The 26,196-nt window shown below is 64.9% G+C and carries 28 protein-coding genes and 1 tRNA gene; 9 read left to right on the top strand and 20 right to left on the bottom strand.

Annotation, left to right across the window (positions count from 1 at the left end; all coding sequences use genetic code 11):
* Positions 1 to 134: 134 nt before the first annotated feature.
* The 4 genes from XH88_RS13590 to XH88_RS13605 form a co-directional block, all read right to left on the bottom strand.
* Entirely contained in the window at positions 135 to 1,082 is a 948-nt protein-coding gene (locus XH88_RS13590; RefSeq protein WP_271669060.1) for a transporter substrate-binding domain-containing protein, read from the bottom strand.
* A 193-nt stretch (positions 1,083 to 1,275) separates the two neighbouring features.
* Positions 1,276 to 1,866, bottom strand: a complete 591-nt coding sequence (locus XH88_RS13595; protein WP_271668796.1) for an SCO family protein — start codon at positions 1,864 to 1,866, stop codon at positions 1,276 to 1,278.
* A gap of 18 nt (positions 1,867 to 1,884) precedes the next feature.
* Positions 1,885 to 2,079, bottom strand: coding sequence for a hypothetical protein (locus tag XH88_RS13600; RefSeq protein ID WP_271668797.1), 195 nt, complete (start codon positions 2,077 to 2,079; stop codon positions 1,885 to 1,887).
* A gap of 108 nt (positions 2,080 to 2,187) precedes the next feature.
* Entirely contained in the window at positions 2,188 to 2,709 is a 522-nt protein-coding gene (locus tag XH88_RS13605; RefSeq protein WP_271668798.1) for a hypothetical protein, read from the bottom strand.
* 250 nt (positions 2,710 to 2,959) lie between these two features.
* On the opposite strand from XH88_RS13605, the gene XH88_RS13610 reads away from it, so the two are divergent.
* Entirely contained in the window at positions 2,960 to 4,618 is a 1,659-nt protein-coding gene (locus XH88_RS13610; protein ID WP_271668799.1) for an FAD-binding dehydrogenase, read from the top strand.
* A gap of 31 nt (positions 4,619 to 4,649) precedes the next feature.
* Here the strand turns inward: XH88_RS13610 and XH88_RS13615 are convergent, their stop codons facing one another.
* Both XH88_RS13615 and XH88_RS13620 read right to left on the bottom strand, forming a co-directional pair.
* The gene (locus XH88_RS13615) at positions 4,650 to 6,755 is read right to left on the bottom strand and encodes a HAMP domain-containing methyl-accepting chemotaxis protein (RefSeq protein ID WP_271668800.1); all 2,106 of its coding nucleotides are present in this window, start codon (positions 6,753 to 6,755) and stop codon (positions 4,650 to 4,652) included.
* 448 nt (positions 6,756 to 7,203) lie between these two features.
* On the bottom strand, positions 7,204 to 8,403 hold the full coding sequence (locus XH88_RS13620) for a PAS domain-containing protein (RefSeq protein WP_271668801.1): 1,200 nt from the start codon (positions 8,401 to 8,403) through the stop codon (positions 7,204 to 7,206).
* Positions 8,404 to 8,431: 28 nt separating this feature from the next.
* On the opposite strand from XH88_RS13620, the gene XH88_RS13625 reads away from it, so the two are divergent.
* The 3 genes from XH88_RS13625 to XH88_RS13635 all read left to right on the top strand — a co-directional run bounded on the left by XH88_RS13625 (position 8,432) and on the right by XH88_RS13635 (position 10,281).
* A complete protein-coding gene (locus XH88_RS13625) occupies positions 8,432 to 9,334 on the top strand; it encodes an alpha/beta hydrolase family esterase (protein WP_271668802.1) in 903 nt (300 codons plus the stop codon).
* A gap of 117 nt (positions 9,335 to 9,451) precedes the next feature.
* Entirely contained in the window at positions 9,452 to 9,802 is a 351-nt protein-coding gene (locus XH88_RS13630) for a RidA family protein (RefSeq protein ID WP_271668803.1), read from the top strand.
* Between the two features lie 113 nt (positions 9,803 to 9,915).
* A complete protein-coding gene (locus tag XH88_RS13635) occupies positions 9,916 to 10,281 on the top strand; it encodes a nuclear transport factor 2 family protein (protein WP_271668804.1) in 366 nt (121 codons plus the stop codon).
* A 76-nt stretch (positions 10,282 to 10,357) separates the two neighbouring features.
* Here the strand turns inward: XH88_RS13635 and XH88_RS13640 are convergent, their stop codons facing one another.
* The 13 genes from XH88_RS13640 to XH88_RS13700 all read right to left on the bottom strand — a co-directional run bounded on the left by XH88_RS13640 (position 10,358) and on the right by XH88_RS13700 (position 21,518).
* Positions 10,358 to 11,203: an amidohydrolase family protein gene (locus XH88_RS13640; protein ID WP_271668805.1), complete on the bottom strand. Its 846-nt coding sequence runs from the start codon at positions 11,201 to 11,203 to the stop codon at positions 10,358 to 10,360.
* 3 nt (positions 11,204 to 11,206) lie between these two features.
* Positions 11,207 to 12,184, bottom strand: coding sequence for an aldo/keto reductase (locus tag XH88_RS13645; RefSeq protein WP_271668806.1), 978 nt, complete (start codon positions 12,182 to 12,184; stop codon positions 11,207 to 11,209).
* Between the two features lie 106 nt (positions 12,185 to 12,290).
* Complete coding sequence (locus XH88_RS13650; RefSeq protein WP_271668807.1) at positions 12,291 to 13,223, bottom strand: sugar-binding protein; 933 nt, start codon at positions 13,221 to 13,223, stop codon at positions 12,291 to 12,293.
* A gap of 95 nt (positions 13,224 to 13,318) precedes the next feature.
* Positions 13,319 to 14,401: an ABC transporter permease gene (locus tag XH88_RS13655; protein ID WP_271668808.1), complete on the bottom strand. Its 1,083-nt coding sequence runs from the start codon at positions 14,399 to 14,401 to the stop codon at positions 13,319 to 13,321.
* Positions 14,401 to 15,159 carry an ATP-binding cassette domain-containing protein gene (locus XH88_RS13660; RefSeq protein WP_271668809.1) on the bottom strand — a complete coding sequence of 253 codons (759 nt, stop codon included), beginning with the start codon at positions 15,157 to 15,159 and terminating at the stop codon, positions 14,401 to 14,403. Before XH88_RS13660 ends, XH88_RS13655 begins: the two co-directional genes overlap by 1 nt.
* Positions 15,160 to 15,171: 12 nt before the next feature.
* A complete protein-coding gene (gene xylA, locus XH88_RS13665) occupies positions 15,172 to 16,494 on the bottom strand; it encodes a xylose isomerase (protein ID WP_271668810.1) in 1,323 nt (440 codons plus the stop codon).
* Positions 16,495 to 17,949: a xylulokinase gene (gene xylB / locus XH88_RS13670; RefSeq protein WP_271668811.1), complete on the bottom strand. Its 1,455-nt coding sequence runs from the start codon at positions 17,947 to 17,949 to the stop codon at positions 16,495 to 16,497.
* Positions 17,950 to 18,022: 73 nt separating this feature from the next.
* Positions 18,023 to 19,066 (bottom strand): LacI family DNA-binding transcriptional regulator, encoded by a 1,044-nt coding sequence (locus XH88_RS13675; protein WP_271668812.1) that lies wholly within the window; start codon positions 19,064 to 19,066, stop codon positions 18,023 to 18,025.
* 156 nt (positions 19,067 to 19,222) lie between these two features.
* Positions 19,223 to 19,684, bottom strand: a complete 462-nt coding sequence (locus XH88_RS13680) for a GNAT family N-acetyltransferase (protein WP_271668813.1) — start codon at positions 19,682 to 19,684, stop codon at positions 19,223 to 19,225.
* A gap of 2 nt (positions 19,685 to 19,686) precedes the next feature.
* Positions 19,687 to 20,199 (bottom strand): GNAT family N-acetyltransferase, encoded by a 513-nt coding sequence (locus tag XH88_RS13685; RefSeq protein ID WP_271668814.1) that lies wholly within the window; start codon positions 20,197 to 20,199, stop codon positions 19,687 to 19,689.
* Positions 20,199 to 20,780 (bottom strand): helix-turn-helix domain-containing protein, encoded by a 582-nt coding sequence (locus XH88_RS13690; protein ID WP_271668815.1) that lies wholly within the window; start codon positions 20,778 to 20,780, stop codon positions 20,199 to 20,201. Before XH88_RS13690 ends, XH88_RS13685 begins: the two co-directional genes overlap by 1 nt.
* 197 nt (positions 20,781 to 20,977) lie before the next feature.
* On the bottom strand, positions 20,978 to 21,427 hold the full coding sequence (gene rpiB / locus XH88_RS13695) for a ribose 5-phosphate isomerase B (RefSeq protein WP_271668816.1): 450 nt from the start codon (positions 21,425 to 21,427) through the stop codon (positions 20,978 to 20,980).
* Between the two features lie 17 nt (positions 21,428 to 21,444).
* A tRNA-Gly gene (locus XH88_RS13700) sits at positions 21,445 to 21,518 on the bottom strand.
* A gap of 165 nt (positions 21,519 to 21,683) precedes the next feature.
* On the opposite strand from XH88_RS13700, the gene XH88_RS13705 reads away from it, so the two are divergent.
* From XH88_RS13705 to XH88_RS13725, 5 genes are all read left to right on the top strand, one after another.
* Entirely contained in the window at positions 21,684 to 22,262 is a 579-nt protein-coding gene (locus tag XH88_RS13705; protein ID WP_271668817.1) for a methylated-DNA--[protein]-cysteine S-methyltransferase, read from the top strand.
* A 9-nt stretch (positions 22,263 to 22,271) separates the two neighbouring features.
* Positions 22,272 to 23,111 (top strand): helix-turn-helix transcriptional regulator, encoded by an 840-nt coding sequence (locus tag XH88_RS13710; RefSeq protein WP_271668818.1) that lies wholly within the window; start codon positions 22,272 to 22,274, stop codon positions 23,109 to 23,111.
* Positions 23,112 to 23,166: 55 nt separating this feature from the next.
* Positions 23,167 to 23,526: a VOC family protein gene (locus XH88_RS13715; RefSeq protein WP_271668819.1), complete on the top strand. Its 360-nt coding sequence runs from the start codon at positions 23,167 to 23,169 to the stop codon at positions 23,524 to 23,526.
* A gap of 173 nt (positions 23,527 to 23,699) precedes the next feature.
* A complete protein-coding gene (locus tag XH88_RS13720) occupies positions 23,700 to 24,098 on the top strand; it encodes an SRPBCC family protein (RefSeq protein WP_271668820.1) in 399 nt (132 codons plus the stop codon).
* 99 nt (positions 24,099 to 24,197) lie between these two features.
* Positions 24,198 to 24,593 (top strand): hypothetical protein, encoded by a 396-nt coding sequence (locus XH88_RS13725; RefSeq protein WP_271668821.1) that lies wholly within the window; start codon positions 24,198 to 24,200, stop codon positions 24,591 to 24,593.
* On the opposite strand, the gene XH88_RS13730 is transcribed toward XH88_RS13725, so the two are convergent.
* Positions 24,590 to 26,035, bottom strand: a complete 1,446-nt coding sequence (locus tag XH88_RS13730) for an MATE family efflux transporter (protein WP_271668822.1) — start codon at positions 26,033 to 26,035, stop codon at positions 24,590 to 24,592. The genes XH88_RS13725 and XH88_RS13730 overlap by 4 nt on opposite strands.
* Between the last annotated feature and the right edge of the window lie 161 nt (positions 26,036 to 26,196).

Consider the following 26,196-nt stretch of genomic DNA (forward strand, 5'->3'; position numbering starts at 1 on the left):
GTCATTGCGAGCGAAGCGAAGCAATCCAGAATCTTTCTGCGGAAACATTCTGGATTGCTTCGTCGCATCCGCGCAAAATTGCTACGCAATTGTCGCGAGCTCCCCGCGATGACGATGAGGAGGCAAGCGCTGAGCTAAAACGGGCTCACCGAGAAATACCGCAGCCACAGATCGGTGTAGCGACCTTTTTCCCAGACGCGGAACAGGGCCCAGTTCAGGGCCTGGCGCAGTACGTCGTTGCCCTTGCGCACGGCGATGCCGACGCCTTCGCCGAAGAAGCGGCTTTCGACGAAGGGACCGCCGGAGAAGGCGCAGCAATCGCCCGAATCGGTGCCGTTGATCCAGAACGCAAGCGAGATGGCATCGCCAAAGATGAAATCGACCTCGCCCTTGCGAAGCGCGGCGCGCAACGCATCGTCGTTGGGATAGGCGCGCAGCTCGGCGTCGGTGAACATCGCCTTCAGATAGGCTTCATGCGCGGAGCCCGCGATGACGCCGACCTTCTTGCCCTCGAGATATTCGGGCCGGATCTCCGGCATCACCGCATCCTTGCGCGAGACGAAGCGCGCCGGCACGCGGTAATAGGGATCGGTGAAATCGACGCGCGCGCGCAGCTGCGGGCTCACGGCCATGGAAGCAATGATCGCATCGCCCCGGTTCGAGGTGAGCGCGTCGACCAGCGTCTCGAAGCGGCGCATCTGCACCGTGCAGCTGACCTTGATCTCCTCGCACAGGCTGCGGGCGAGATCGACATTGAACCCGGCCGGGTTGCCGTCGGCGCCGGTGTAGTTGAACGGCGGATAGTCGGTCTCGGTCAGGAAGCGGATCACGGTCAGGCGCGACAGGTCCGGCCGCTCGGGGCGTCGCCGCGGGTCCCAGAAGCCAGGCACGGCCTGGGGAGCGGCTTGGGGAGCGGCTTGGGGCGCGACCTTTGGCGTGGCCTGAGGGGCTGCCGGAGGCTGCTTGGCCGGGGCCTGCGCCTCGGCGCGGGACAGGGCTGCGAGCAGGCATGCCGCTACAGTCAGCCCCGTCAGCAAGCCACGAGCAGATTTGGACGATTTCGCCTGTTGCGATGGAGCCATCGGCCGGAAATGAGTGAATTTCATTGGGATCGGAAGGCCTTATAGACCATCCGGCCGGGAACGCGAGCGGGGAATGCGGCTTGGGTAAAAGTCTCTCCGTCGTCATGCCCGGGCTTGTCCCGGGCATCCACGAAGTTCTTCACGTCGTCCAGAAATGTGGATGGCCGGGACAAGCCCGGCCATGACCGCTTGGTCAGAGATACTTCTTCAGATCCGCTGCCGCCTCTTCCGGGGTCCGTTTCAGGTTGAACGGCGAGACGAACCTGCCGTCGCGGTCCATCAGGTAGATCAGCGCGGTGTGGTCCATGGTGTAGTCGCCGTCCTTGGTCGGGACCTTCTTGGCATAGACCCGGTAGGACGTAATCACCTTGGCGGTCTCGGCGGGATCGCCGGACAGACCTTCGAGATGCGGATCGAAGCTCGAGAGATACTCCTTCATGGTCGCGGGCGTGTCGCGCTCGGGATCGACCGAGATGAAGACCGCATTGACCTTGTCGGCGTCCTTGCCCATCGCGCGCAGCACTTCCGACATCTCGAACAGCGAGGTCGGGCAAACGTCAGGGCAATGGGTGTAGCCGAAGAAGATCAGGGTCGGCTTGCCCTTGAGGCTCCTGTCGGTGACGGCCTTGCCGTTCTGATCGGTGAGCTGGAACGGACCGCCGATCGCGGCCGGCTGCGCCACCTTGCTGACCCCGCCCATGGCCCAGAACAGCACCAGCAGACCGAGGACGAGGCTTGCGGCAAAGGCGGTCGCGATCACCAGCGGGCGGGCAGTGGAGCTCATGAGCGAAGACTTTCCGGGTCAGAAGCAGGCGGCGAAGCCGGTCCTGATCATTTCGAAGAATACCTGGGTGCCGTAATGGAACCAGAGCGCCAGCGCCCCGAGTACGACCAGACCGCCGGCGCTTGCGCCCGCCAACAGCAGCACGGATGGCGTCCGGCCGGCAGTGGGCGAATTGTCCGATAGAGGATTTGCCGGATGCACGGGTTGAGCCATGGCAATGATTGGGGCGAAGACCCCCGGTTCCAGGCTCCAGATAAGCCTTGGCCCGCCTGCGGGCAAGGCGCCGCGGCGGGCCAGGACGATCCAGTCAGATCGAAACCGTCAGTGCAGAAACTGGCCCCGGGCCGATTCGAGCCGGTCCGATTGCGGCAGAGGCCGACGCGACGACTTGATGGTCGAGGCCTGCGCGTCCAGGTAGCAGGGCTTGTACATGGCCTGCAGCTGCTTGCCTCTGAGGAACAGCATGTGCGGGGTAAGACCGCCGCGCTCCCTGATCCAGCGCTTCACCTGCGAAGGATACATCGCATAAAGCATCTGGGTCGCTTCGGGATTGGTGATGGCGCGGCCGTTGGCGCCGAAATCCCAGGCGGCGTGGAAGCCGAGCGTCGCGCTCGAGGTCACGCAGATCCGGTCGTGCGGGATGGCGCCGAGCACGATGGTGCAGGCAGAGGCGCATAGCCCGTCGATGATGACGGTGTCACCGGACTGGCGGAGGTCCTGGTACTTGTCGACGTAGGTTCCGATCCGGCCGCCGCGGTCATCCGCGATCCGAACCACCGCGTGAGAAGCCCCCATGCAGGCGATCAAGCAAACCGCCGCAAGCAACCCCGTCAGAAACTTCATTGTTCCCCCGCCCTCGTCGTTTCGAATCTGCGTGTCAGGTGGTGATGCGCGCCTAGCGTCCGTCGACTCTGCGGTTTTGTCTAGGCACGCCGGCTTGGTCAAAAGAAATTCAAATCCAGTGTTGCGTCCGCGCTGCACTCGACCGGGCCCGATCCCAAAGTGGAACACGTTAACGACGTCTTGCCCGACAGGCCCTTGATCTCAGTTGCCACCGCTGGCTTCAATCCCGGGCAACTACAGGGGGGAACTCATGGCTGAGCAGGCGGACGTCATTGTCGTCGGCGGAGGACTATCGGGACTGGTGGCAGCGACCGAGATCGCCGACGCCGGCAAGCGCGTCATCATCGTCGACCAGGAAGGCGAGCAGTCGCTCGGCGGGCAGGCGTTCTGGTCGTTCGGCGGATTGTTCCTGGTCGATTCGCCGGAGCAACGCCGACTCGGCATCAAGGATTCCTTCGATCTTGCGATGCAGGACTGGCTCGGCACCGCCGGCTTCGACCGCGACGAGGATTTCTGGCCGCGCCAATGGGCCGAGGCCTATGTGGCGTTCGCGGCCGGCGAGAAGCGCAACTGGCTGCGCGCGATGGGGCATCGGATCTTTCCCGTGGTCGGCTGGGCCGAGCGCGGCGGCTATGATGCGATGGGCCACGGCAATTCGGTGCCGCGCTTTCACGTCACATGGGGCACCGGCCCCGGTATCGTCGAGCCGTTCGAGCGCCGCGCGCGCGACGCCGCAACGGGCGGCCGGCTGGTCTTCAAGTTCCGCCACCGCGTCGATGCGCTCTCCATCACCAACGGCATCGTCGACGGCGTCAGCGGCGCGATCCTCTCGCCGGACACTGTCGAGCGGGGCAAGAGCTCGTCGCGCAACGTCGTCGGCGAGTTCAAGCTGAAGGCGCAGGCCGTGATCGTGGCGTCCGGCGGCATCGGCGGCAACCATGATCTGGTGCGGGCGAACTGGCCCAAGCGCCTCGGCGAGCCGCCCAAATTCATGATCTCCGGCGTGCCCGAACATGTCGACGGCCGCATGATCGGCATCACCGAGAAGGCAGGCGCGCGGCTGATCAACCGCGACCGCATGTGGCACTATGTCGAGGGCATCCAGAACTGGTCACCGATCTGGCCGCGCCACGGCATCCGCATCCTGCCCGGCCCCTCCTCGATGTGGTTCGACGCCACAGGCACGCGGCTGCCGGCGCCGCTGTTTCCCGGCTCCGACACGCTCGGCCAGCTCAAATACATCATGTCGACGGGCCATGATTATTCCTGGTTCATCCTGACGCAGAGCATCATCAAGAAGGAGTTCGCGCTGTCGGGCTCGGAGCAGAACCCCGACCTCACGGGAAAAAGCTGGCGTATGACTTTGCGCCGCGCCACCAACAAGGGCGCGCCGGCGCCGGTGGAGGCGTTCAAGAGCCACGGTATCGACTTCATCGTGCGCGACAAGATCGCGGACCTCGTCGCGGCCATGAACAAGCTTGCCGGCAACGATCTGCTCAAGCTCGAGCACGTCAAAATGCAGATCGAGGCGCGCGACCGCGAGATCGCCAATCCCTACGTCAAGGATGCGCAGGTGATGAACATCCACAATGCGCGGCGCTATATCGGCGACAGGCTGATCCGCACCGCCGCGCCGCACCGCATTCTCGATCCCGCGCACGGACCGCTGATCGCGGTCAAGCTCAACATCCTCACGCGCAAGACGCTGGGCGGTTTCGAGACCGATCTCGACTCGCGCGTCTTCGGCAGCGAAGGGCAGATCATTCCCGGTCTCTATGCGGTCGGCGAAGCCGCGGGCTTTGGTGGCGGCGGCATGCATGGCTATCGCTCGCTGGAGGGCACCTTCCTCGGCGGCTGCCTGTTCTCGGGCCGCAACGCTGGGCGCGCGGCGGCAAAAGCGGTAAGTTAACCGCCCCTGCCGACGGGAGCTCAAATGCGTCTCAGGCGGCGCGGACGGTGGCGAGGAAATGGTCGACCTCGGCCTTCAGCCTCGCGCTGTCGTTGGACAGCAGCTGGGCCGAGGCAAGCACCTGCGTGGAAGCCGAGCCGGTTTCCGAGGCACCGTTTTTCACCTCGGTGATGTTGACCGCCACCGAGTCCGTGCCCTGCGCCGCCTGCTGGATGTTGCGGGCAATCTCCTGCGTCGCCGCTCCCTGCTCTTCGACGGCGGAGGCGATCGTCGACGAGATCTCGGAGATCCGGCCGATCGTTCCGCTGATCGCCTTGATCGCCGTCACGGAGTCCTGCGTAGCGGACTGGATGCCGGCAATCTGATGGCCGATCTCTCCGGTCGCCTTCGCCGTCTGCTCGGCGAGCGCCTTGACCTCGGAGGCGACCACGGCAAAGCCGCGGCCGGCTTCCCCCGCTCGCGCCGCCTCGATGGTCGCGTTGAGGGCCAACAGGTTGGTCTGGCCCGCGATCGTGTTGATCAACTCGACCACGTCGCCGATGCGGGCGGCGGCTTGCGACAGCTTGTTGACCTGGTCGTTGGTCTGCTGCGCCTGCTCGACGGCGGCACCGGCGATCCTGGCTGCATCCTGAACCTGCCGGCTGATCTCGGTGACCGACGAGCTCATCTCCTCGGTGGCGGAGGCAACCGATTGAACGTTGGTCGAGGCCTCCTCGGATGCGGCGGAGACCATGGTGGACAATTCCTGGGTGGTCTCGGCGGTCTTGCTCAGGGTTCTGGCCGCGGCCTCGAGCTCGGTCGAGGAGGACGAGAGCGTCCGCACGATCTCGCCGACGGTCTCCTCGAACTGGCCGGCCAGCTTGTGCATGTCCGCCTTGCGTTGCGCGGCGGCACGCGCCTCCGCCTGCACTCGCTCGGCGCGCAGGCGATCGGCTTCGATCATGTTCTCCTTGAAGATCTGGACGGCCCCGGCCATCTCGCCGACCTCGTCGGCGCGGCCAACGCCGGGGATCGCCACGGACATGTCGGCAGCGGCGAGCTTGCCCATGGCAGAGGTCATGCTCTGAATCGGTCCTGCGATCGAGCGCGAGGTGAACAGCGCGATGACGGCGCCGAGGGCGAGTCCGGCCGCGAGCAGGCCCCACAACACCAGCTTGAGCAGCGCAATCTCCGCCTGCACATCGCCGGCTTCCTGGACCAGCATCTTCTTCTGGCTGCTCTTGATTCCGCCCGAGCGCGTACCATCGCCGGCCTTCGGCCCGTCAAGCAGGTCGAGCAGCCTGGCCGCACGGGGCGCAGCTTCGGTGACCAGCAGGAAGACCGGCGCGTTCCAGTCCGGAGACTGACGAAGCGCGAAGATCTTCGCGAACAGCGGCGCGAACTCGCTCTTCGCTTTCGTGATCCTGTCGAAGGCGGCCTGCTGTGAGCTCGTGAGCAGCTCCTTGCGTGATTGGACTGCGGCATAGCCCTTCTCGAAGGCCTCCCAGGGCCTGGAGAATTTCTCCTTCTCGGCAATTTCGCCCGAGAGCAGGTACATGCGCAGTTGCGCCGTCGCGGCAGCGAGATTGCCACGCGTATCGGCCATCGCCTTGAGCAGTTTCTTGCGTTCTGCGGTGGCCTCCAGCGCTTCCTCCTCGTTGATCATCTTCGTGATGTCCGAGAACATCGCCTCGGCACGCGGCCCCGCCTCGGTGGTCAGGAGCTTGGTCGCCGGATAGGCGTCGGGCGTGAAAGCGATGGCCTCGGCCCGGTCCTGCGCGGCGCGAAACTCGGCGAGCAGTGCCCTGGCTTCTTGCCATTTCTGCCTGTTCTCCGGGTTGGTGAACTGGGTGGCCTTGTCGTCGAACGCCGCGATCGTCGCATCCATCTCCTTCCACATGGCGGCGCGATCGAGCTTGCCTTGCGGATTTCCCGTCAGCAGGTAACCGCGCAGGGTGGCCAGCGTCGAATAGAGATTGCCGACGAGCTCGGTACTCGCGATCGCGACCGGTGTGCGCAGGTTCGCCATGCGGTCGACGGTCGTCGCAATTCCTCCAACAGCAAAGACGGTGTAACCGACCGAAAGCGCGATGATCGTGCAGATGGCCGCAAACCCCGCAGTCAGTCTGCCGCGAATACGAAACTGAAAAATGGACATGTGAAATGTCTCCTGAAAATGTCCCTTGCCCCACAGCACGCGCAGCCGGGCCGCGAGGAGCATCATGGGATCAGCGCACATCGCCGCAAGCGAACAGGTCGCCTGACCTCGCTGCCAAGCCGGTCCATTCCGCCCGAGTCATGGGCCTGACTTTCTGATGCCACTGCTGGTCTAAGGCCTCCCGCGCCCCGACCTTTGCGTGTGGGGCGATAGTGGAGAAGAATGCTTATCGGCGGCTTAAGAAAATTTTGCTGGCCAGAGTCGATGAACGCGCAAAAATTGCGGTCGCACTCGTGCCGATCTCGGTGCAGCTGAGCTAGACGAGGAATTTCTGCGGCTCCCCGAGCATCTCGTCCTGTCGCATGTCGCGAAAACTGCGATCCAACGAACTAAATGTCATATTGCGAGGCGAAAAAGAGTCGCATGGACGCACAAATGTTTTGTCCGATCATCGCGGCCGAACCCCGGGCTGTCCGACTGCCGGAAAGATGAACTCGACGCCGGCTGCCGAAAGTGTCTCGTGTAGCTGCTTGATCGTGGCCTCCGGCATTCGCAGCACGCCATTCTGCTCCTCGAGCCGCCTGACCACAGCGGTGGAAAGTCCTGTTCGCGCGGCGAGCTGCTTCACGGACCAGTTCAGCATGCCGCGGGCTGCGCGCAGTTGCGCGCCCGTCAGCCTCGACGCCGCCGCGTCGCGAGTAGAGAGTTTCTCGTGATGAACGTCCACGGAAATGCCCAGCCACTCCCGAATGCTCCCGTTCGGCTCGGTGACCGGCAGCGCCTTGCAGCGATGCCACCGGTAGGAGCCATCGGGCTGACGCAGCCGGTGCTCGACATCGTAAGGCCGCCCCGTCGCCGCCGAAGCCGCCCAACTCTGCTTCGCACTTTCGCGCTCCTCTTCAGGAAGGAGATCAACCCAGCCCGCGCCAAGGAATTGGCGGGCCTCCGGCTTGGCCTCCGCATTCAGGATGGTTGTAATCCGGCCGTCCTCACTGCCAATCCACAGCACGCCATCCGCGATCCGGGTCAGCGCGACATAACGCCCGGCATCAATCTTCAGAGGCTGAAGCGCCTTGCGTTGTTCGCTGATGTCGATCGCGAGGCCGAGCACGGACTCCGTTGCGCCAGCTCGGTCCAGCAACACTTCCGACTGGACACGGATCCAGCGCAACGCACCGTTCGGCCGCACGATGCGAAACTCGCCATCGAGCAAGGAGCGGTCGAACATCAACTCGCGTGGATCGCGCTTCGGCCGGCGGTCGTCCGGGTGAATTCTTTTCTCGATCTCCGCGTAGGATGGCGCAATGGTGTGCGGATCCAACCCGAGCAGGCCATAGAAGCCGCGAGACCAGAACATCCGGCCCTCGGCGTCGTAGCGCCAGAGACCGCATCCGACCTTGTCTTCAAAAAATCGAAGTATATCCCAAGAGTCGAAATGATCTTGAAACTGGAGCAAATCAGCGCCCCCCGCTAAATGGCCGATTTCAACTCCTAATTGCGCAAAATTCAATTCCGATCTTTGACGGAGGCCCAACTCTCGGACGATGCACAAAATTTTGGCAGCAACCCGCCCGACCTGCAAGTCCTTGAAGATGCTGAATATGCTGCGTCGGCCGCGCCGCGTGACAGCTCCGCCCATCTTGCCCATCACAACCTTTCGCCGAACAGCCTGGCAATTGCTCCTGCTCTGCTTGACCGTGATCTGTTGCGGGCTTCCGGCCTGCGCCGACACGATCGACGTCAGCGGCGTGATTCGCTCCTACGCCGTGCAATTGCCGGCGAAGAAGCCGGCGCCGCTCGTGATCGTGCTGCATGGCAAGACCCAGCGCGGCGCCGATATGGTCGCGCGCACGGCGTGGCCGCAAGTTGCAAAGCGGGAGGGCTTTGCCGTGGTCTTTCCTGATGGACTGAACCACGCCTGGGCCGACGCACGGACCCAGGCGGGGCCCGGGCTGCGTGGCCCGCCGCCAGGCACGAATGACGTCGCCTTCATCGCAAAGCTGGTCGAGAAACTGGTCGCGAACGGGGTGGCCGACCCTCGACGCGTCTATGTCGCCGGCATCTCCAACGGCGGCGCCATGGCGATGACGCTGCTGTGCGCCCGCGCCGATCTGTTTGCGGCCGGAGCGAGTGTGATCATGAATCTCACCGACGAGGCCGTGGTGACCTGCCATCCGTCGCGGCCGCTGCCGATTCTGCTCATGAACGGCACCGCCGACCCGCTGGTGCCCTACGAGGGCGGACACGGATCGAGCTATTTTGCCACAGACGGGTTCTGGTCGACCGAGGAGACGCTGGCCTTCTGGCGCAAGCTCAATAACTGCGGGATCGATGACGTCGACGTGGCTGATCTCCCGGACAAGGCGACGACGGACCGTTCCACGGTGACACGGATCTCATCGCGCTGCCCTAGGGGACACGACGTCGTGCTCTATCGCATCAACCATGGCGGCCATCGCATGCCGGGTTTCGCCGCGGACGCCCGCTTCCCGAAGATCGCAACGAGTCTGCTGGGCCCGCAGAACGGCGACATCGACGGCGCCGAGACGATCTGGGCGTTTTTCAGTCGGTTTCCGTAAAGGACGGATGCATTGCCGGCAACGCATGCGTGGATGGCAATGCCTGCGTGCACGGGGTGGCAGAGCGCGAGACCCTACGCTAGACAAGGCCGCCATTCCCTTCAGGAGATCCCGTAAATGAGCATTCAGCGTTTTGAAACCGGCCCGCGCATGAGCCAGGTCGTCGTGCACGGCAACACCGTCTATCTCGCCGGCGTCGTCGCCAGCAACGCAGCCGGCGAAAGCGTGACGAAGCAGACCCAGGACATCCTGGCGACCATCGACGGCCATCTCGCCAAGGCCGGCACCGACAAGTCGAAGCTGCTGTCGGCGACCATCTACATCACCGACATGAAGACGTTCCAGGAAATGAACGCCGTGTGGGACAGCTGGGTGTCGCCCGGCAACACTCCGGCCCGCGCCACCGTCGAAGCCAAGCTGGCGGCACCGCAGTACACGGTCGAGATCATGGTCACGGCCGCGAAGTAAATTCGCGTTTGGACTGGCGCGCGCCGATAACCTCAGAGGTAATCGATCGGCGCGCGTGAACCTTCGATAGTGACGGTCAGCCGAACCACACGGCGCTATCGAAGGAGAGTGTTATGACCGACCATGTCACCATCGCCCGCCGCTATATCGACCTCTGGAACGAGCGCGCGCAAAATCGCCGCCGCGAATTGCTCAGCGAATTCTGGACGACGGATGCGAGCTATGTCGACCCGCTGATGAAGGGCGACGGCCCTGATGGCATCGACGCGCTGATATCAGGCGTGCAGCAGCGCTTTCCGGACTTCAAGTTCAACCTGATCGGCGAGCCCAACGGCTACGGGGACCATCTGCGCTTCTCATGGGGCCTCGGCCCTGATGGGGTCGACAGCCCGATCAAGGGGACAGATTTCGCCGTGCTGAAGGACGGCCGGATCAGCAGCATCACGGGATTCCTGGATCAGGTGCCCGCGGGGGCGTGAGGCCCAAGCATAGCCGCAGACTCCGCCGTCGTCCCGGCGAAAGCCGGGACGACACATAGTTAGGCTTGTGCTCGGCTTAATCTACCAGCCGATACGCAGCCTTCGCATTCACCCCGAATGCCTTCTCGCGCACGCGCGGCCCGAGCTTCGTCAGGCACGCTTCCAGCGCGTTCTTGATCTCGCCGTAGCTGCCCGCCAGCAGGCACACCGGCCAGTCGGAGCCGAAAATCAAACGATCCTCGCCAAAACAATTCGCCGCGTGTTGAACGAATGGAAACAGCAGCTCCGCGTCCCAATCGCTCCATTTCGCTTCCGTCGCGAGCCCTGAGATCTTGCACCAGACGTTGTCGCAGGCCGCAAGCGCCTTGATGCGATCGGCCCATTCGGTGCTGCCGCCATCTGCGATCGGCGGTTTCGCGGAATGATCGAGCACGAAGCGGGCTTGCGGAAAGGCTTCTGCAGTCGCGATCGCAGCAGGCAGCTCGCGGGTGCGGACGAGGAAGTCGTAGGCGAGATCGCGGGCGAAGAGTGCTGCCAGTCCGCGCTGGACGTCTGCACGCAGCAGCCAGTCGGGATCGGCCTCATCATGGACCTGATGACGGATGCCGACCAGCTTATTCCCGCCAGGCAGCGCGCGCAGCCGATCGAGCGTTTCGCCAAGCGCAGCATCGGTCAGATCGGCCCAGCCGACGACGCCGATCACCGAGGGTGTTTCATGAGCGATGCGCAGAAACTCCTCGGTCTCCTCCAGCGCGGAGCGGCATTGCACCAGGATACTTGCGTCAATGCCGTTCGCCTTCAGCAATGGTGCGAGATCGGCCGGACCAAAGGGCCGGCGGATCGGCGCGAGCTCGGGGCCGTTCATCCAGGGATAATCGGCGCGCGCGGGATTCCAGAAATGCTGGTGGGCGTCGATCATCATGGCTTACGCTCCGCCCGGCAGCGGCGCCCGCGCGTCGACAAGGCTGCGCGCGCGCAGCTCCTGCCAGAAGGCTTGCGGCACCTTGCGCTCCGACATCGCGATGTTGTCGGCGACCTCGGCGGCGTTGCGCGCGCCCATCACCGCGACCGTCACGGCCGGATGTGCCATGCAGAACTGGAGGGCGGCAGCCTTCAGCTCGGTGCCGTGCTTGCGGCAGAGTTCATCGAGCGCGAGCGCGCGGGCAACCAGCGCCGGATCGGCATCCTGATAGTTGAACTTCGCGCCCACGTGCGGATTGGCCAGGATGCCGCTGTTGTAGATGCCGCCGAGCAGGATGCCGACGTTCTTCGCGGTGCAGACCGGGAACAACGCCTCGAGCGCACCCTGATCGAGCAGCGTGTAGCGGCCCGCGAGCAGGAAGCAGTCGACCGGCACGGCCTCGGCAAAGCGAACCAGCATCTCCGACTGGTTCATGCCGGCGCCGATCGCCTTCACCGTGCCGTCGGCACGCAGCCGCTCGAGCGCGCGGAAGGCGCCACTCACGGCTTCGTCATAATGATCATCGGGGTCATGCACGAGCAGGACATCGACGCGGTCGAGCCCGAGCCTGACAAGGCTCTCCCCGACCGAGCGCATCACGCCATCGTGGCTGAAATCGAACACCGGCCGCTCACGCGGCGTGCCCTTGTAGTGGTCATCCTCAACCGCTGCGCCATCAGGCACGCGCAAGAGGCGGCCGACCTTGGTCGAAATCGCATAGGAATCTCGCGGCTGCTGTCGCAGGAAGGCGCCCAGCCGCCGTTCCGCGAGGCCAAAGCCGTAGAGCGGCGCAGTGTCATAGAAACGGATGCCGGCCGACCAGCCGGCTGCAAGCGTCGCTTCCGCTTCAGCGTCGCTGACGGGACTGAACAATCCGCCGAGCGGGGCGGAACCGAGACCGATTGCGGTGACGTCGAGCGAGCCCAGTCGCGTACGTTTCATTCTTCTTATTCCTTCCCAACGCCAGTATCTCTCCCGCTTGCGGAGACCGCAAGCGGGAGAGAGCATCAGGAGTGTGGGGCTGGCGACACTCCTATTCCAACATCGACTACTTCAACATCTTCGCGACGTTGTCCTTGGTCACGAGATCAAGGCCGGTGTAGACGATCTCCGGCACCTTCTCGCCTTTCTTGATGGCGAGCAGTGTGTCCATCGCCTTCTCGCCCATCTCGAACGGACGCTGGCCGACCAGGGCATTGGCATAGCCATCGCGCAGCAACTCGAGCTGCATCTTGAGGGTATCGGCAACGACGAGGGTGAACTTGCCGGAATCGATCTCCTTCTTGTACCTGGATGCGAAGGCCTTGAAGCCTTCGGGAGCGAACATCGGCCAGCCGCCGACCGGAATAATCGCGGCGAGATCTGGCGTCGCGGTGCGCAAATCCGTCATCTGCTGGACTGCGAGGGCCGGATCGTCGTTGCAGAAGGTCGGCGACCCCGAGACCTCGGTCCATTTCGATCCCTTCAGGGCCTCGCGGACGCCATCGACACGCTCGGCGAGGTTCTTGGCGCCGGGGCCACCGGAGACCATGGCATATTTGCCGCCGTCGGGCCGGAGCTTCAGCAATTGCTTGCCGAGCGCGACGCCGAATTCCTTGTTGTTGGTGCCGATATAGGCGATGCGCTTGGAGCCTGGTGCATCCGCATCGAAGGTGATGACGGGGATGCCGGCAGCGCTCGCCGCCTCGATCGACTTGGTCATGGCGGCAACGTCCGCCACCGAGATCGCGAGGCCGTCGACCTTCTGGGTGATGAAGTCCTGGATGATCTGCGCCTGCGTCGCCGGCTCATGCTCGACAGGGCCCTTGTAGATGCACTCGATATTGCCAAGCTCCTTGGCGCGCTTCTCGCAGCCATCGCGCGCAAAGTCGAAGAACGGATTGTTCATCGCCTTCGGCACGATGACGAAACGGTAGTTCGCGGCGAATGCCGGCGTTGCCATCATCGCCACCGCGATGCCGGCAAGAAGAATTTTCCTCATTGTCTTCTCCACCCTTGTTTGGTGCCTATCCTCTCGAGATTCGTCCGGGAAGCGGACAGGCAGGATTTTCTTTGCCTTCCCGAAACGACGTCACGTCAAATCATCCGCGAGCGAATGCGGTCGACCAGCACGGCCAGGATGATAATCACGCCCACCAGCGCCTGCTGCCAGTAGGAAGAGACCTGCGCCAGCACGAGGCCGTTGCGGATCACTTCCAGCAGCACGCAGCCGACGATCGCCCCGAGCGGACCACCAATGCCGCCGGCGAGGTTCGCGCCGCCGATCACCGCGGCCGCGATCACGTTGAGCTCGTAGGAGGTCGCCATGTTGGCCGGCGCGGAGCCGAGCCAGCCGGAGATGATGATCCCCTGCAGGCCCGCGGCAAGCGCGCAGATCACATAGACCTCGATCTTCACCCGCACGACCGGAATGCCGGTGAGTTCCGCCGCCTTCTCGTTGCCGCCAAGCGCGAAGACATGGCGACCGAACGAGGTGTGATGCAGCACCAGGGCCATCACCAGCGCAAGGATCACCAGGTAGATGAAGGGAACGGGCAGGCCGAGCACGTCGCCCGAGGTGAGCGCGTAGAAATAATCGGCATCGGGCCCGCCAGGAAAACTGCCACGGCCATTGGTGACGACATAGCAGAGGCCGCGCACGATCGAGAGCATGCCGAGCGTGGTGACGAAGGGCGACAGCCCCAGCATTGCGATGCAGAAGCCGTTGACGAGGCCGACGAGCAAGGCGACGACAAGCCCTGCCAGCACCGAGACCAGCAGGATCAGGCCCGGGATGTTGGCGACCACGGTCTTGCCGTCTTCAGCCATATGAACGAACAGCGACGCACCGAGGCCGCCGGGCGTCGACAGCTCGGTCATCACCATCGAGGTGATGATCGCGGAGAAGCACATCATCGATCCCACGGAGAGGTCGATCCCGCCGGTGATGATGACGAAGGTGACGCCGAGGGTCGCGATCGCGACGAAGGAAAAGTTCTTCGCCACGTTCTGCATGTTGCCTTCGGTGAAGAAGTACGGGCTGGCGAAGTGCATGACGACGAGCAGCACCGCCAGCGCCAGCAGCACATAGCCGGTCTGGGAGGCGAAGATCCCGCGCTGCCACCATTTGCTCTTGCCGACGTTGGAGAACGTGACCGGAGATTCCATAGGCATGGCCATCACGCCGCCTCCTTCGCGCCGGTGATGAGGGCGGTGACTTCCTCGGGAGACGTCTCGTGAATCGGCTTGTCGGCCCGCTTCTCGCCGCGACGCATGACGACGACGCGATCGCACACCGCGAACACGTCGGGCATGCGGTGCGAGATCAGCATCACCGCGACGCCCTGCTCCTTCAGCCGGTGGATCAGGCCCAGTACCTGCTCGACCTGGCGGACCGAGATCGCGGCCGTCGGCTCATCCATCATCACCAGCCTGGCATTGGAGAGCCGTGTCCGCGCGATCGCAACGGCCTGACGCTGGCCACCCGACATCTGCTTGACGAGATCGTCGGGCCGCGTTTCCGAGCGCAGCTCGCCGAACAGCTCCAGCGCGCGCGATGCCATCGCCTTGTGGTCGAGCAGCGCGACGGGTCCGAACTTGCGCTTCAACTCGCGGCCGAGAAACACGTTCGCCGCCGCAGTCAGATTGTCCGCGAGCGCGAGGTCCTGATAGACGACCTCGATGCCGACCGCGCGGGCGTCGACCGGGCGGCTGAAATTGACGGCATTGCCGCCGAAGCGGATCTCGCCATGGGTCGGGCGGAAATTGCCGGCGATGATCTTGACCAGCGTCGACTTGCCGGCGCCGTTGTCGCCCATCAGCCCGACCACCTCGCCCGGGCGGACCTGCATGTCGACGTCGTGCAGCGCACGGATGGCGCCGAACTCCTTGCCGATGCCGGCCAGCTCGAGGATCGGTGTTGTTTCAGCACTTGCCATTAGAAGCCTCGCTCAGACGTAGCGATTGACGAGTGATTCCAGATATTCCTGCCGTCCCGAGCGCGGCTGCGGGTCGAAGCCCGGACCCTGCGCGCGATCGGCGAGATCAGCGAGCGAGCGCTGGCCGCCGAGAATGGCCCGGCCCTCTGGCCCCGCCCATCCCTCATACCGTGAGGCCAGCGGCCCTGTGAGGGCGCCGGCATCGATCATATCGGCTGCGGCGAGGAACGCCCGCGCGCAGGCGTCCATCGAGCCGACATGGGCATGGATGAGATCATCGGGATCGATCGACTGGCGGCGGATTTTTGCGTCGAAATTGAGCCCGCCCGAGGTGAAGCCGCCGCGGTTCAGGATCTCGTGGAACACCAGCGCCAGTTCGGGAACATTCATCGCGAACTGGTCGGTGTCCCAGCCGAGCAGATCGTCGCCGCGGTTGATGTCGAGCGAGCCGAACACACCGAGCGCCTCGGCCAGCGCGACCTCGTGATGGAAGGAGTGACCGGCCAGGATGGCGTGGTTCTGCTCGATGTTGAGCTTGACGTCCTTGAGCAGATCGTAGCGCGCCAGGAAGCCGTAGCAGGTGGCGACGTCGAAATCATACTGGTGCTTGGTCGGCTCCTTCGGCTTCGGCTCGATCAGGATCGGACCCTTGAAACCGATCTTGTGCTTGTGCTCGACGACCAGCGATACGAAGCGACCGAGCTGATCGAGCTCGCGCTTGAGATCGGTGTTGAGCAGCGTCTCGTAGCCCTCGCGGCCGCCCCAGAGCACGTAGTTCTGGCCGCCGAGCCGGTGCGTCACCTCCAGGGCCGCGCGGACCTGGCCGGCGGCGTAGGTGAAAATGTCAGGATCCGGATTGGTCGCAGCACCGGCCATGTAGCGGCGATGCGTGAACAGGTTCGCGGTGCCCCAGAGCAGGCGGACCTTGCTTGAAGCCATCTTCGCTTCGAACAGATCGGCGATCGCGTTGAGGTTGGCGACGGACTCGCTGAGCGAAGCACCTTCCGGCGCCGCGTCGACGTCGTGGAAGGTGAAGAAAGGCACGTCCAGCAGGCGGAACAGTTCGAATGCGACATCCGCCTTGGCGCGCGCCATCGCCATCGGATCAGAGCCGTGGTGCCAGGGTCTCAGGAAAGTCTCGCCGCCGAAGGGATCGCCGCCCGGCCAGCACAGGGAATGCCAATAGCAGACCGCGAAGCGCAGATGGTCCTCCAGCCTGCGGCCCTGAACCACGCGGTCCTTGTCGTACCAGCGGAAGGCGAGCGCATTTTCCGCATCCCTGCCTGCAAAGGCGACAGGCGTGCTTGCATCGAAGAATTTGGCTGGCACGTTCACTTAGAGATTCTCCTTCAATGCGGGATAGAGGTTGCGCCAGCTGCGATAGGCCTCGTCATAGGCGGACGCAGCGGATGTGCGAGGCGTGAAACTGGCGAGCCGTCGCGGACGGGTGCACACTTGCGTCGGATCTTCCCCCGTGACCGCAAGCCGGCCGAGCCGCGCGGCACCGAGCGCCGCACCGACCTCGCCCTCCTCGACGCGGTACACGGCAATGCCGAGCACGTCGGCGCAGATCTGGGCCCAGAGCGGCGAGCGCGAGCCGCCGCCGACGAGATCAACTTCCGTGATCGGCCCGCCCGCCGCGGTCAGCGCCGCCAGATTGTCGCGCGCCGCGAAGGCGACGCCTTCGAGCACGGCCTGGACGATCTGGCTGCGACCGGTCGCAGCCCGCAAGCCCACGAACGCGCCACTGGCGGCGGCGTCGTTATGCGGGGTGCGCTCGCCATCGAGATAGGGCAGGAATTTGACCGGGCTCGGCCCGTCGACGCGCTCGCCGAGCGGCGCCAGCAGAGCCGCGGCAGGCATCTCCATCACGCCGGCGAGCCAGGCCAGCGAAGCCGCCGCCGACAGCATCACGCCCATCTGGTGCCAGAGCCCCGGCAGCGCGTGGCAGAATGCGTGCACCGCAGCTTCAGGCGCCGGCGCAAACCGGTCGGTGACGCGGAACACCACGCCGGACGTGCCGAGCGACAGGAACGTATCGCCGGGCGAGATGGCACCGAGCCCGATCGCGCTCGCGGCGTTGTCACCCGCACCGCCCGCGACGACGACCTCCTTTGCCATGCCCCAGCGCCGGGAAAATTCGGGCGCGAGCACCGCACTCGCTGCGCTGCCCTCAACCAGCCGCGGCATGTGGTGCAGATCGAGGCCGGTGGCATGCAGCAGCAGCGCCGACCAGCGCCGCAAACCGACATCGAGCCACAGCGTCCCGGATGCGTCCGACATGTCCTCGACCATCTCGCCGGTCAGGCGATAGCGCACATAGGCCTTCGGCAGCAGTACCTTTGCGATCCGCGCAAATAGCTTCGGCTCGTGCCGCGCGACCCACAGCAGCTTTGGCGCGGTGAAGCCGGGCATCGCCAGATTGCCGGCGATGGCGTGCAGCGAGGGGCAGCGGCGCTCGAGCTCGATGCACTCGGCATGGGAGCGGCCATCGTTCCAGAGGATGGCAGGGCGCAGCGGGCGTCGGTCCGCACCGAGCAGCGTCGCGCCATGCATCTGGCCCGACAGGCCGATACCCGCCACCTGCGCGACCTCACGCGGATGCTGGCGCGCGAGGTCGTCGACCGCGCCGATCGCCGCATCGACCCAGGCATCGGGATCCTGCTCGGACCACAGCGGCGCGGGATGCGACAGCGCGAGCTCGCGCGCCGCCGTCGCGACGACCGCGCCGGCTTCGCTGACGAGCACCGCCTTCACACCTGACGTGCCGATGTCCAGTCCGAGATACACTTCGTCCTCCCTTGCTGGCCCGCTTGGCGATCTTCGTCGCCTGTTCCGCGGGCCGTCCTCTTCCTCGTTGCCGCTACGGCAAATTGTCCCGCATCACGATGTCGATCCTGATCTTCTCCTGTTCGCTCAGGATCGGCTCACCACGGGCGAGCGCGAGCAGCACGCGCACCGCGGCGCGAGCCTCGTGTCCCGGATTCTGCGAGATCGCCGCATCCATCACGCCCTGCAACAGAAGCCGGCGCGTCAGCGCGGTGACGTCGTGACCGACGAACACCACCTGTTTCTCGCGGCCAGCCCCACTCAACGCGCTGGCGACGCCTTGCGTGCCCGCACCCACGTTATAAAGACCGACAATGTCAGCATGCCTGCCCAACAGCCGCGACAGAAGCTGCTCGGAACGATCATCCTCGTCCCGTCCTTCCAGGACCGGCAACACGTTGAGGTCAGGGAATTCCGACGCCATGACCTGATTGAAGCCGAAGATGCGCTCGGCGTGATCGCGCAGGCCCTGCGATCCCGCGACGATTGCGACCTTGCCGGATTTTTGGCCGATGAGCCGGCCGACCAGTGCGCCAGCGGTACGGCCGGCCGCGATATTGTCGATGCCGACATAATGGTGCCGGCGCGAGGACGGCACGTCCGAGACCAGCGTCACCACCTTCGTGCCGGCTTCGACGAGATCGTTGATCGCGGCGCGGACGCCGGGGTGATCGAGCGCCACCACAGCAACGCCGTCATAGTCGCCTGAGAGTGTCTCGAGCGACGCCGCGAGCACGGACGGATCGAACACGTCGGTCGTGACCATCTCGACGCTGAGACGGCGGGCCGCGAGCCAGGCCGACATCTCGCCGAGATAGGCCTCGATCTGCTGCATGAACGGGTTCGGCCCCGACGGCATCACGAAGGCGAAGCGGCGGGCGCGGCCGCGGGCAAGCTCCGCGGCGGCGACATGCGGCTGGAAGGCGTTGCGCGCAATCGTCTCCTGGACACGGCGGACCGTATCCGGCCGCACGCCGGGGCGGTTGTGCAGGACGCGGTCGACCGTGGCGAGGCTGACACCGGCCTCGCGGGCGATGTCCTTCAGCGTCAGCGCGAGGGAAACGGTCTCTTCAGCCATGGCTGAAGGCTAGCAGAGGTGTTTTGAGGTACGCAACTCATTTTGAGGGGGAAGACGGCTTTTCGAGCAACCCATGGCGCCAGAGCCCAGCGCCGGCCTGGCATTTTGACGCGTTTTCTTGACGTGGACCGGTGCTCACTTCGCTCGAAAAACGCTCTAGCTGCTCAGATCAAGCGTGAGGAACAGGCTGTTGCGGTCCTCGTCATAGCCGGCGAACGGCAAGCAGGGCACGAAGCCATGGGCATGATAGAGCGCGTGCGCCGGCTTGAAATAGTCCCACGAGCCGGTCTCAAGGCTCAGCCGCTTGATGTCGCGCCGGCGCGCCTCGGCGATGATGTGGCGGAGCATCTGGCCACCAAAGCCGCGGCGGCGCGCCGTCTGGAGCGTGTGCATCGATTTCACCTCGCCGTGGTCAGGCGAGAGTGTCTTCAGCGCGCCGGTCGCAACCAGCGTCTCGCCGTCCCAGCCGGTCCAGAACGCGACGTCGCTGGCACGAAGGCCTGCGAGATCGAGCGCATGCGCGCTGCCCGGGGCGGTCTGCGCCCGCGCCGCCGTGACATGGTAGTCGAGCAGCGCGACGACGCGCGGATCGAAGGTATCGCCGGTGCGGATCTGCATCGTCAGGGCCTCACCTCACTTGCAAGCTGCTTCTGCATGAAGACGAGATCGAGCCAGCGGCCGAACTTGCAGCCGACCTCGGGCATGCGGGCGACCTCGACGAATCCAAGCGATGCGTGCAGGCCGATCGAACCGACATTGGCGGCCTCGATGCCGGCGATCATCGCGTGCTTGTTCAGCGCGCCGGCGCGCTCGATCAGCGCCGCCAGCAGGCTGCGGCCGATGCCGAGCCGGTGATGCCGCTCGTCGACATAGACCGAATTCTCCACGGTGTGGCGATAGCCGGGAAAGGGACGAAAATCGCCGAACGAGGCGAAGCCGACGACATCCCTGCCCTTCATCGCGACCAGCACGGGATAGCCGGCCTCCTGACGCGCGTGGATCCATTCGCGCCGCGAGGCGAGATCGGCGGGCCCGTCGGTCCACACCGCCGTGGTGTTGATCGCGGCGAAATTATAGATGGCGAGGATATCCTCGGCGTCCTCGAGCGTTGCGTCCCGGACGATCAGTGACATCACATTTTCCCGTAAGAGGTGCCGCGCCGCGTGATGATGACGTAGCGCGCATCTTGCCTGGTTTCATTCTCGAAAGTGATCGCGCGCATGACATCGAAGTCGAGGCAGTCGCCTTCGCGCAGGCGCAACGTCTTGGCGTCGATGTAGACGCAAACTGCCCCCTCCAGCATCAGAAGCTGCTGGGTGAAGGCGCTGCGCCCCCACGGGCTGTAGGACACGCGTGCGCCGGCCGGCAGGTCGACGACAATGATCTCGATGCCGCTTGCCGCATCGGCCGGCGAGGCATGACGGCGCCGGTAGCCGCTGTCGGGATCGCGCCATTGCGGCTGGTCGGCCAGCCGCACCAGCCGCTCCGGCGGCTTCTCCGCGAGCGCGACGACATCGCTCAGCGTGACATCGAGCGCCGCGCAGAGCTTGTTGAGCAGCGCCGCGGTGGCACTGCTCTGGGCCCGCTCCACCCGCCCGATCATGGCCCGGCTGACACCGGAGCGCGCAGCGAGGTCGTTCAAGGTCATGCCGGCCTGCGTCCTCAGGATCTTCAATCGGCGACCGATCGCCCGGTCGAGTTTTTGCTGGTCCATGGCCTCTGATCCGCACATCGCCCGGCACCTGGACCGCATCCGCCGGGCAAGAGAAGCTTAGGCCGGCGGATCGGTGCGTGCCGGAAGCGAGAGGCTAATATATTGGAATCTTTGCGCAGTGGAATGGCCGCCCCGGCCGGCGCCGCACCGCGAAGGCGATGACATGAGCGGAGCGACGCAGCGGCACTCAGTGCAGCTTAGAAGGACGCCAGCTTGTCGATGCGCTTTTGATGGCGGCCGCCCTCGAAGCCCGTGCTCAGGAATGCTTCGACGCATTCCTTCGCCACCACTTCGCCGGTGGTGCGTCCGCCGAGCGCCAGCACATTCGCGTCATTATGCTGGCGGCACAGCCGCGCGCCGGTGACATCGTGGACGAGGGCACAACGGATGTGCGCATGACGGTTGGCGGCGATGGAAATGCCGATGCCAGATCCGCAGATCAGAATGCCGCGTCCGGCTTGACCTGCTTTGATCGCCTCGGCCAGCTTTTGGGCGAAATCCGGATAGTCGACCGACGCGGCACTGTCGGTGCCGAGGTCCAGCCACCTCACGTCCGGCAGCGCGACTTTCAGGGCTTCCTTGAGGGCAAAGCCCCCGTGATCACAGGCAATCGCGACCAAGCGCGCGCTCTCGTCCTTGTCGACCATTCTCAGTCCCGGGAATTTGGAGCGGGCGAAGGGAATCGAACCCTCGTATGCAGCTTGGGAAGCTGCCGTTCTACCATTGAACTACGCCCGCGGATGCGCAGCTTGCTGCGCCTCTTGATTAGCCGAGACGGCGCCTCCCGCCAAGCGGTTTGGCGCCCCCGGCCGTAACGTCCTGGCAAGATTTTGGGTGCGCCGGATTGTGGCAGTGTTATGATCCAAGCTCCGGGGAGAAACGTGCACTGAGTGGGGCGTGTGCATGGTGGGGCGCGCTTACGCAATATTCGACACATCGATAGGCCGTTGCGGCATCGTCTGGAGCAATTCCGGCGTGGTGGCCGTGCAATTGCCGGAGGCGCGGGAGATCGACACCCGCCGGCGGATTTTTCAGGCCCATCCCGAGGCGCGCGAGCAGGCGCCACCGCTCAATACCGAGCTGGCGATCGAGGGCATCGTCACCCTACTGCAAGGCAGCGATCCTGATTTTTCCGACGTCAGCCTCGATGCCGGCGGCGTGTCCGTCTTCAACCGGCGGGTCTATGAATATGCCTGCACCATCCCGCGCGGGGAGACGCGGACCTATCACGAGATTGCCAAGGCGCTGGGCGCCTCCGGCGCCGCGCATACGGTGGCACAGGCCATCTCCAGGAATCCCTACATGATCATCGTGCCGTGTCACCGGGTGCTGCAGGCCGGCGGCCATGCCGACCGGATCTCGCCTTACGGCGGAGTGATCTCGAAGCGACGCCTCTTGTCGCTCGAAGGCGCCCATCCGATCGCCAGCAAAACGCTGTTCGAGGTGCTGCTGCCCGTTGCCCCGCCACGGTCGCCCTCCTAAATACCGGGGATGGATGCGACCACACTGCTGACGTCCCAGACGATGACGGTCTCCGAGTTTCGCTGCGACGCGGGGCCGGACGATGAGCCGTTTGCCGAGTGCCGCACCGGTCATTCGATCGCCTACGTGCGCTCGGGAAGCTTTGGCTGCCATTGCCGCGCCGGCTTTTTCGAGCTGGTGGCGGGCTCACTGCTGGTCGGCGCGCCTGGCGACGAATATACCTGCACCCATGAGCATGTCTGCGGCGATGTCTGCCTGTCGTTCTTCCTCAGCGAGGAGCTCGTCGATGCTCTCGGCGGGCGACGCGAGACCTGGCAGGTCGGCGCGACGCCGCCTCTGCCCGAGCTGATGGTGCTGGGCGAGCTTGCCCAGACGGCGGCAGATGGCAACAGCGACCTGGGCCTCGACGAGATCGGGCAGATCCTCGCCGGCCGCTTTGTCGATGTGGTCTCGGGCAAGCCGCGCAAGCGGGTGGTGCCGACGGCGCGCGACCGCCGCCGCGCGGTCGAAGCCGCGCTGTGGATCGACGACAACTCCCATGCCGAACTCGATCTCGAACAGGCCGCGCGCCTTGCAGGGCTGAGCCCGTTCCATTTCCTGCGGTTGTTTTCCAACGTGCTCGGCGTCACCCCGCATCAATATCTGGTGCGCTCGCGGCTGCGACACGCCGCGCGCCTGCTCACGGAGGACGACGTCGCGGTGACCGACATCGCCTACGACGTCGGCTTCGGCGATCTCTCCAACTTCGTCCGCACCTTCCACCGCGCCGCCGGCGTGTCGCCGACCAAGTTCCGGCAGGCCGCAAAGGGGAAGCGCAAGATTCTCCAAGAGCAGTTCGCGCTCAACTGACTAGGGTCGTCTCCGGCGCGCGCCAGAGGCGGCGCGCTTTGCAATGGAGATGACCATGTACGACCATATCGGGCTGCGCGTTGCCGACCTCGAGGCGGCCACGCGCTTCTACACGGCGGTGCTGGCGCCGCTCGGCTACGTGCTGTGCTCGGGCGGCGACGGCTATGCCGGCTTCGGGCCGAGGGGCGAGCCGGCGCTCTGGCTGCATCTGAACAAGGGCCGCAAGGCCGACGGCGCGCATATCGCCTTTCGCGCCAAGGACCATGATGCAGTGAAGGCCTTTCACAGCGAGGGGCTGAAGAGCGGTGGCCGCGACAATGGCGGCGCAGGTCCGCGCAAGGATTACAGCCCGACCTATTTCGCGGCGTTCTTGATCGATCCCGATGGCAACAACATCGAGGCGGTTTGTACGTGAGCTAGCCGCTGGCTCCCTCAATGCGAGGAGCTCGCGACAAAATTGCGGAGCAATTTTGCGCTGATGCGACGAAGCAATCCAGACCGTTTCCACGGAGATATTCCTGGATTGCTTCGCTGCGCTCGCAATGACGGAGTTGGTGGGATCCACCTCGCGCAACTAGGGACACCTTCATGGCCTCCATTCACAACGACGTCTCCCTTCCCGCGCCGGCCCGTGACGTCTGGGATGCGGTGCGCGATTTCGGCGCGCTGCCTCAACGGCTGGTGCCGGGATTCGTCACCACTTGCGAGCTCGACGGCGATGCGCGCATCGTCACCTTCGCCAACGGCTCGGTTGCACGCGAGGTGCTGGTCGATTGCGACGACGCACGGCAGCGGCTGGTCTACGCGATCAGCAACGATCGGCTGAAGCATTACAGCGCCTCGGTGCAGGTGATCGCCGACGGCGAGGCGAACTGCCGCCTGGTCTGGACCATCGACATGCTGCCGAACGAGCTTGCGCCCTACGTACAGGAGCAGACCAAGGCCGCCGTGATCGCCATGCACAAGGCGTTTCCGGCTTCTGCGTGATCTTTCACACAGAGCCGGCGCGTCATCGGCCGTACTCATGACCGCGTACGTCCTGATGGCCTCGCTCTTCGGCGGCGCCACGCACGCGAGGAGCATGCCATGAAAGGTGCGGACAAGGTGATCTGCCAGGCAGCGGCCGTGCTGCTGCTGTTTTCGATGTCGAGCACGCCGGCCAAGGCGCAATTCCTCGGCGGCAGCGGTGCCGGCGGCGAGGATATGATGACCCAGATGGCGCCGATGCTGGAGATGATGAAGGCGAAGATGGGCAAGCGACGCTTTGCCATGATGATGCAGACCATGGGCCCTATGATGAGCCGCGTGATGGAGAACGGCGGCGGCGGACTCAGTGCGCCCAGTTACAACGGCGACGCGCCGATAGGCGGCGGCGATATCATGGGCATGCTCGGCAGCGCCGACATGATGGCGATGATCCCGCAGATCATGCGACTCGCCAATGTCGGCAGCAGCGGCCATCGCCGCCGCAATCATCACTAATCGGCGGTAACGGACAGTATCGGGCGCACGGACGACTTCGTCTCGCGCGGCCCCCAGCGGGTCAGCACCACGCTGGAGCTCGAGAGCAGGCCGAGCACGACCATCGAGCTTGCGGCGAGCCAGAAGAAATTCTGCGCAGTGGCATCATGCGTCGACAACCACCAGCCGGAGGTCGCGATGTAGATCAGTCGCGCGGTCTGCGCCAGCACCGGGCCGATCACCTTGGCTGCGCCTTGCGACGAGAAGTACATCGTCGAGGCGAGGCCGATGAAGGCGTAGAACGGCGCTACCGTCGACAGATATTGATGACTGGTCGCGCGCACATTGGCGCTGTCGGTGAAAATGTTGACCCAGAGATCGGGGAACAGTGCGATGAGGCAGGCCGGCGTACCGACGGCAACGAAGGCGCTGGCGCCTGCGATCCAGGCGATACGCCGCGCGCGCGCGATACGACCTGCACCGACCGCCATGCCGATCATCGGCACTGACGCAATCCCGAACGAGAACGCGATCGAGGTCAGCAGAAATTCCAGCCGCGCGCCGATGCCGTAGCCGGCGAGGATGGCGGTGCCGAATTTTGCCAGCATGTGGGTGAAGATCGAGATCGTCAGCACCGATTGCAGCGGCGAGAAGCACGCGATGGCGCCGACCTTCAGGATGTCGAAAAACATCGCCCATTGGACGCGCAAGCCACGCAGTTTGGGGACCACGCGCGCGCGACCGGAGAACAGGTACCAGCCCATGATGCAGATGTTCATGGAGTAGGCGGTCAGCGCGCCGGCCGCGACGCCGCGCATGCCGAGTTGCGGTACGGGTCCGAGCCCGAGGCCCAGGGTGCCGCCGAGCACGATCTGCCAGACCGCGGAGTTGAGAATCAACAACGAGGGCAGCTTCATGTTGCCGGTGCCGCGCAGCACACCGGCCATGGTGTTGAGCGTCCAGGGCAGCACAGCACCGCCAAAGAACACTTGCGTGTAGGCGATCGCATGCGCCAGCACGTCGCCACGGCCGCCGAGCATGGTGAGCACCTGAGGCCCGAAGAACAGCATGCCCAGCATGAACACGAGGCCGAAGGTGATGCCGATCAGGAGTGCATGCGCGGCGAGCGTCCCGGCGCGATCGCGATCGCCGGCGCCCAGCGCGCGTGCGATGGCGGAGGCCACCGCACCGCCCATGGCGCCGCCGGACATGGTCATGGTCAGGATCACGGTCGGGAACACCAGCGCCATCGCAGCCAGCGCTTCGACGCCGAGACGTCCGATATAGGAGGTCTCCGCAATCACCACGCAGGTGCCGGCGGACAGCGCGACCACGTTCGGCCAGGCGAGGGAGAGCAGCGTGCGCAGGATCGGTCCGTCGGTCAGCGCGCTCCGCGCCGGGCGCGGGGACGGCGGCAGCGGAAGTTCCTGCTCATCGACCGGGATCTCCGCGACCTCAGTCATTTCCTCTCCAGGGTATCAGCACCATTTGCGGCGCGGCAATAGATAGGTGTGCAAATCAATTCACTCGCGCGAAAGGCGCAGCGAGCACTTGTTAGCACGGCGGCTGGCGATTCCTCCTGCGTCAGATGCAGGCGTGCCCTGCGGCGGTGCATTTCAACGGG

Origin of the sequence: Bradyrhizobium sp. CCBAU 51627 (assembly GCF_028128765.1) — a bacterium.
In the GTDB taxonomy this organism is placed as follows: Bacteria; Pseudomonadota; Alphaproteobacteria; order Rhizobiales; family Xanthobacteraceae; genus Bradyrhizobium.